General features: G+C 35.6%; 4 protein-coding genes. 2 read left to right on the forward strand and 2 right to left on the reverse strand.

Translation table 11 applies throughout. The features are described 5' to 3' along the window. Positions 1 to 205: 205 nt before the first annotated feature. Complete coding sequence (locus GO685_RS04330) at positions 206 to 457, reverse strand: DnaJ domain-containing protein (protein ID WP_246226425.1); 252 nt, start codon at positions 455 to 457, stop codon at positions 206 to 208. 168 nt (positions 458 to 625) lie between these two features. On the opposite strand from GO685_RS04330, the gene GO685_RS04335 reads away from it, so the two are divergent. Beyond that, complete coding sequence (locus tag GO685_RS04335) at positions 626 to 1,198, forward strand: NifU family protein (RefSeq protein ID WP_175937728.1); 573 nt, start codon at positions 626 to 628, stop codon at positions 1,196 to 1,198. Further along, a complete protein-coding gene (gene hisS, locus GO685_RS04340; RefSeq protein ID WP_175937729.1) occupies positions 1,195 to 2,457 on the forward strand; it encodes a histidine--tRNA ligase in 1,263 nt (420 codons plus the stop codon). The genes GO685_RS04335 and hisS overlap by 4 nt, the downstream gene beginning before the upstream one ends. Here hisS and GO685_RS04345 read toward each other — a convergent pair. After that, positions 2,454 to 3,107: an ankyrin repeat domain-containing protein gene (locus GO685_RS04345; RefSeq protein WP_175937730.1), complete on the reverse strand. Its 654-nt coding sequence runs from the start codon at positions 3,105 to 3,107 to the stop codon at positions 2,454 to 2,456. The genes hisS and GO685_RS04345 overlap by 4 nt on opposite strands. Positions 3,108 to 3,204 lie beyond the last annotated feature (97 nt).

Below are 3,204 nucleotides of genomic sequence, written 5' to 3' on the forward strand. Positions count from 1 at the left end.
AAAATTAAACAATAGTACGCCAAATACAAGTTTTCTTGTCATTTTAACCTGTCTGGTAAATTTCTTAAATATTATAGCTTAGACTAGTTGCGTTTAAAAGCAGCTAAACTGCAGCGTTTGAGGCATAAAAACGCCAATACTAAAAATAAATACTGACTAGGGTTTCTTTTGTCTTTTTCCCTGCTTAGGTCATGCAAGGAATTTATTATCTCCTCAGCAATCTATCACGTGCTGCATTTAACTTTTGTGCAAAATATTCTGAGCCTCCTTTATCTGGGTGAACTAACTTCATTAAATTTTGATATGCTTTGTTGATTTCGTTTTTGCTTGCTTCAGGATTTAGCCCCAATATTTTTAGTGCCTCATCTGTGGACATATTATCACCGGCTTCATTTTTAGTATAACTTCTACTGCTGTTGCATTCGTTCAAAAATCTACTCAATATAGAATTCATCATGAAACCTATGTTATTTCTTTTTGTTAGGAAGAGAAAAAATACAACAACGCTAGGCAAGACAAAAGTAATTACTATGAATATCAAAAAAAGAAAAAAGATGAATGACATGTATATTTTTTATCATTTTGTGATTAAATAGTAACAATTATAGTCGTCATGGTAAACAACATGTTCATTCAAATTGAAGAAACACCAAACCCAAACACGCTAAAATTTCTTCCTGGGTTTGCAATTTTAAACGAAGGAGAAACGGCTGATTTTTCAAATGCGGATGAAATAAAAAATTCTAAACTAGCAGCGAACCTTTTTCAAATAGAACATGTGATAAGAGTATTTTTTGGTCATGATTTTATTTCAGTTACAAAGCCGGATGGCATTAATTGGGATATATTAAAAGTGGAAATTTTAACTACGATTATGGATCACTTTACTTCCGGTGAAAAAGCACTGGATAAGGAAGGGGTGAATGATAATAATATACTAGAAGAAGAATTTTTTGATGCAAATGATATAGAAATTGTAAACAGGATAAAAGAGTTGATGGAAAGCTATATTAAACCTGCAGTTGCTCAAGATGGTGGTGATATCAAATTTCGTGGCTATAAAGACGGAATAGTTTACGTTGAGTTGCAAGGAGCTTGTTCTGGATGTCCAAGTGCTGCAATTACTCTCAAACAAGGAGTGCAAAATATGCTGTGCTACCACATACCAGAAGTTTCGGGTATAGAGACTATGCTATGATTAATCAAACAGTTAGAGGAACAAAAGATCTTCTGTTTGATGAATGGCATAGGTTTAAATATGTTCAACAAACAGCGAGTGAAATTTCAAGTTTATATGGCTTTTTGCCTGCTGAAACTCCAATATTTGAATATACAGAAGTCTTCACAAAAACCTTAGGTGATAGCTCAGATATCATCAATAAAGAGATGTATACCTTTAATGATAAAGGAGGCAAGAGCATAACTTTACGTCCTGAGTTCACCGCAGCGGTTGTCAGGCTTTTGATTGAAAAAAAACTGCAAACACCGGTAAAATTATTCTCGACAGGACCTGCATTTCGCTATGAAAGACCGCAAAAGGGGAGACAAAGACAATTTCATCAAATAAATTTTGAAGCTTTCGGCATAGAAGATCCAAAAGCCGATATTGAATTGATTACACTTGCTCAGCATCTATTAACTGAATTTGGTATCGATAAAAATGTAAGGCTGGGAATTAATTCTTTGGGCGATGGTGAAACAATAAGTAAGTATAGAGAAGCCTTGATATCATATTTTAAAAAGTTTCAAAACGACCTATCAGAAGATAGCCAAAGTCGATTGATTAAGAACCCACTCAGAATATTAGATTCCAAGGACAAGATAGATAAAGAAATAATCTCTGGTGCACCTAAAATCAGTGACTATTATACAAAAGAGTCCTTGAGTTTCTTTAAGCAAATACTAAATGGGTTAACAATTCTTGATATACCTTATACTGTAAATGATAAATTGGTCCGAGGTTTAGATTATTACTGCCACACAGTGTTTGAATTCGTCACAGAAGATTTGGGTAGCCAAGGAGCAGTTTTTGCAGGAGGAAGATATGATAATCTAGTATCTTCAGTAGGTGGAAAGTATACTCCGGCAATAGGATTTGCAGGAGGTATTGAGCGCATAATGGAACTGGCCAACCGTTTTATGCAAGAGGAAAGAGCTGTTTATCTAATTCCTATTGGCAAAGAGGCTGAAGAATATGCTCTGACACTTGCGAATGAGCTGCGCAGAAATGGTTTATATGTAATCTATGGGTATAGCGGAACTCTCAAAACCCGAATGAAAAAAGCAAATCAAGCGGATGCTAAAGTTGCACTTATTTTTGGTGATGAAGAACTGAGCAGCAAAACCTTAAAGGTCAAAGATATGGATTTAGGTGAAGAAAAAACGGTTGCCCGTAGTAATGTAATAAAAAGCATTCATCAAGTGTATGGCAAGAACCGCAAGAGCAGGTTTTGTTAGGCATGTTGTCGCTTTTCTCCACCCGCAGTTACAGGCGCTTTTTTATCATTTGTGAGCGCAGAAGACGGCTCAGAATTAATCGCCTTTTCTATCGATTTAGCCTGTTTATAGTCATAACTTAAGAAATATATAGCTAGTCCAACCGCTATTCCAGCAACGAGAGTAAATACTCCTGCTGCACCCAATATGATAGCCATCGAAGGACCTGCTAAAGCACTACCAACACCCAGTCCAACACCAAGAAAAACGCCAGGTATAACGCCAAATGAACTATTACATACAGCGCTCCACTTCTTCGAGTCAGCTTGTTTTTTCATACCTTTAACAAGCGCGTCTCTTGTTTTTCCTTGAGCTAAATCTAATGGAATTTCACCTTTTTGGTTCTTTATCAAAGGATTGATATCATAGCTAAAAAAGACCTCTATTGCCTGAGTGTTATTATCTCTAACAGCTTGGTGCAATAATGTATTTCTACTTTGATCTCGAAAATTTATCAATCCATAAAAATACTCAAGAGTAATAAATCTAAGCGTCGTTTCACTTAAAATATCCATTACGCTTTGGAATGATAATCTTTCTCCTTCCTCAGACCTCGCACTATCGCGTTCAATACAATGGCGCAAAATAAAGTACACCATTTGTTTTCTCACACCTACAAACGCTAACTATGGATTAGCCGAGGAAGAAAGAGTTGGAAATGGAAGGTTTTTTGCGTTGTAAAGAATATGAAATAAGCGTAGAAAAAAT

Origin of the sequence: Wolbachia endosymbiont of Madathamugadia hiepei (genome assembly GCF_013366855.1) — a bacterium.
In the GTDB taxonomy this organism is placed as follows: domain Bacteria; phylum Pseudomonadota; class Alphaproteobacteria; order Rickettsiales; family Anaplasmataceae; genus Wolbachia.